Consider the following 3,136-nt stretch of genomic DNA (forward strand, 5'->3'; position numbering starts at 1 on the left):
ATATAATAAATGTATGCAACAGCGCCTCTTAGAAAGGAGGCGGTTTATGTCGGCGGTTCTTTTGTATGTTTTTTCGACGCTTATTCTACCGATTACACTACTAGCTGCGCGTAGTTTCTGTAAAAACTATTGCTACAGCAAAGAGTGGACGGACAGTAAGGGCGTCAAACATTTTCGCGGCTATAATTGTCAGCCAAAAGAAAAAGACCCTAATCATGAAGATTAAGGCCCATCCGAAGTTAAACACGTAAGCTGCTGTAACAGCTAATGTGTACGCTCTCACACAATTCAACTACTTGAGAGGTCCGACACTGAGAGCTGTAACTCATCAGTGACGTCTGTTGCAAAGGCGGTGTTCGCGCACCGTCTTTTTGTATGGCTTCATTATAGCATATTTTTCAGTCTTGTTACCGTAACTTGTTTTGGAAATAAGGAATTTTTAATAAAAACGCACATAACGGAATGGCTACTATGAGTCCAATCACATTTTGTACAATATCACCAGGAATCGATGCCAGCGGCGCTACCCAGTTATTATACAGAATCCCTTCGCCGACATAGTACACCGCAATCATCACTGGCATTGAAATCACCGCAGCCATAATATTAAGCCCCATATGATTTCCTTTATGACCCTTCGCCCATGCAATCTTCCCGACAATATAGCCCTGTAAGCCACGTGCTACAAAGGTAATTGGTGCCCACAATAGCCAGCCACCTACCATATCAAAGAGTGCCATACCAATCGCCCCAGCGTATGCCCCTTTTTTCGGTCCAAATAGGATCGATGTAATAAATAGCATCGCTGTCCCCATATGCACAAGCCCACCATTTGCTTTAATTGGCAATTTAATATTTAGTAGCATTGTACAAACAAATACAAGCGCAATAAGCACCGCTGTCATAACCAGCTCTAATGTTCGTTTATGTGTTTCGGAATATCCATTTACATTTTGCATATTCATCTTCCTCACTTATTGTTAATTTACAGATTATTCTGAAGCAAAACTGACATAAAGAAAAGTACCAATTTATTAAAAAATGATAGGGTCAGTTTAGTTAGTAGATATGATAGAATGAAGAAAATTAAACTAAAGAGATGGGTTGAACGATAATGAAAAAAGTAGCGGTTATTCAGGACATGTCCTCTTTTGGGAAATGCTCGCTTACTGCAGCTATTCCAGTGCTTTCTGTCATGGGCGTACAGGCTTGTCCGCTTCCGACAGCTATTTTAACAGCACAAACAGCATATGATAGCTATTATTGTAAGGACTTAACAGCTGAGATGCCTCACTTTATCGAGGAGTGGGGGAAAATGAATGAAACCTTTGATGGCATTCATACCGGCTTTGTGACAGGGGAGCAACAGATTGACCACATTATGCAGTTTTTAGCGCGGTTTCAAACGACAGATACAACGGTGCTCGTCGATCCTGTCATGGGCGACATGGGAGATTTGTATAAGATGTATACGAGCCATTTACTAGAACGAATGCGCGCGCTAGTGAAACAGGCAACGATTATTACGCCAAACATTACAGAATGCTGCTTATTAACCGGCATTCCGTATGAGAAATTACATAGTTATCACGAAGAAGAAAGCTTTATGCAGGCAGTAGAGGAAGCGGGACAGGTGCTCCATGCACAAACAGGCGCACAGGTTATTATTACGGGTGTAACATCATCCTATACAGAGCAGTCTTCGATTAGCAATGTCGTCATCGATGCCAAGCAGAGCTTTTATCATAAACAGCCATTTAACGGCCAAAGCTACTCCGGAACAGGCGATTTATTCGCATCTGTCGTCATAGGTGGGCTATTACGCGGTCAAAGCCTAGAAGAAACAATCAAACTAGCAGAGCAATTTTTAACAGCTGCTATTGAAACCACCGCTAAACAAACAAGCCTGACAAAAGCAGGTGTTTATTTTGAACAGCATTTAGGCATGCTATTGTAGAGAAAAGAATCGCTTTGGCGGTTCTTTTTTTATGGTGGAAAACGGTGAAATGAGGGTATTTAGGGAAGGAAAGGTGGCGAATTTATCATGATTGTTCAAAAACAACAATTCCAATTAGCGTATACATTTGAAGATGGGCAAGAAATTCCTTTAACATTAGGCTATGAAACATATGGTACGTTAAACGAAGCGCGCGATAATGCGATTTACATTGCACATTATTTTAGTGCGAGTAGCCATGCAGCGGGGAAATACCATGCGGATGATGCAGCGCCTGGTTATTGGGATGCACTGATTGGCCCTGGGAAGGTAATTGATACCGAGCGATTTTTTGTGGTGAGTATCGATAATGTGTGTAATGTCGCACCTTATCTCCCAAGTGTTGTGACGACCGGTCCTACATCGATTAATCCAAAAACAAATCAACCATATGGCTTGGATTTCCCTGTATTTACGTATCGCGACATGGCCAAGATTGCTCATCAATTTTTAAGTGAACAGCTTGGCATTTCTCAGCTTTATTTAGCGATGGGGGCTTCTGCAGGAGGGTTTCAAGTATTAGAGCTCGGCTGTGAGTTTCCAACATTTGCGAAGCGGATTACCGGCGTCATTACCAATGCACAAAATCCGACATGGACTTCATTGACTGTCTTACAGCCGGCGATGCGTGTTTTAGAGCTAGATGCGAATTGGCCAACAAAAGACGCGAAGGAAGGCTTACAGCTAGCCGTACAAATGATGAATACGGGCGCTTTCACTTCTACGTTCTACGAAAAAACATATCCACGCATTCAGGATGATGAGGCAACCTATACAGATTTGAAAATACCAGCTACCTATGAAATAGCGCTTTCGCAAACAATTAAACAAAATCTACCGGTACTTGATCCAACACATTGGTATTATACATGTAAAGCGACCATGCTACAGGATTTGGCCCGTCAGCGAGGTTCGTTACAGGAAGCAGCTGCGCGATTTGAAGCTGATGTACTACTCATTTCATGTGATGATGATTTACTGCAGCCCTCATCCTACAATGCTGAATTTATTACGCTGTTGAAGAATGCCCATAAAACAGCAGACCATTTTCATTATCAAAGCACTTATGGGCATATGGCAGGGATTTTAGATATCAAGCCTTATGAAAATCGATTAAAAGAATTTTTACAATAGACAAGG

General features: G+C 41.8%; 4 protein-coding genes. 3 read left to right on the top strand and 1 reads right to left on the bottom strand.

What is annotated here, in order from left to right; genetic code table 11:
• The coding region (locus tag KTHG_RS12665; protein WP_222424344.1) for a hypothetical protein at positions 1-226 on the top strand (226 nt) is incomplete at its 5' end.
• 181 nt (positions 227-407) lie between these two features.
• Here KTHG_RS12665 and KTHG_RS12670 read toward each other — a convergent pair.
• The gene (locus tag KTHG_RS12670; RefSeq protein WP_126991351.1) at positions 408-959 is read right to left on the bottom strand and encodes an ECF transporter S component; all 552 of its coding nucleotides are present in this window, start codon (positions 957-959) and stop codon (positions 408-410) included.
• A 155-nt stretch (positions 960-1,114) separates the two neighbouring features.
• Between KTHG_RS12670 and KTHG_RS12675 the strand changes: the two genes are divergently transcribed.
• Together KTHG_RS12675 and KTHG_RS12680 are read left to right on the top strand one after the other, a co-directional pair.
• Positions 1,115-1,957: a pyridoxamine kinase gene (locus KTHG_RS12675; RefSeq protein WP_139994008.1), complete on the top strand. Its 843-nt coding sequence runs from the start codon at positions 1,115-1,117 to the stop codon at positions 1,955-1,957.
• Positions 1,958-2,044: 87 nt separating this feature from the next.
• On the top strand, positions 2,045-3,130 hold the full coding sequence (locus tag KTHG_RS12680; RefSeq protein WP_139994010.1) for an alpha/beta hydrolase family protein: 1,086 nt from the start codon (positions 2,045-2,047) through the stop codon (positions 3,128-3,130).
• Positions 3,131-3,136 lie beyond the last annotated feature (6 nt).

This window comes from Kurthia sp. Dielmo (assembly GCF_000307285.2).
Classification (GTDB): Bacteria; Bacillota; Bacilli; order Bacillales_A; family Planococcaceae; genus Kurthia; species Kurthia populi.

Bases quoted from the DNA above. Each gene is read 5' to 3' on its own strand.
- KTHG_RS12680 (WP_139994010.1), top strand. From the start codon at position 2,045: ATGATTGTTCAAAAACAACAATTCCAATTAGCGTATACATTTGAAGAT.
- KTHG_RS12670 (WP_126991351.1), bottom strand. From the start codon at position 959: ATGCAAAATGTAAATGGATATTCCGAAACACATAAACGAACATTAGAG.
- KTHG_RS12675 (WP_139994008.1), top strand. From the start codon at position 1,115: ATGAAAAAAGTAGCGGTTATTCAGGACATGTCCTCTTTTGGGAAATGC.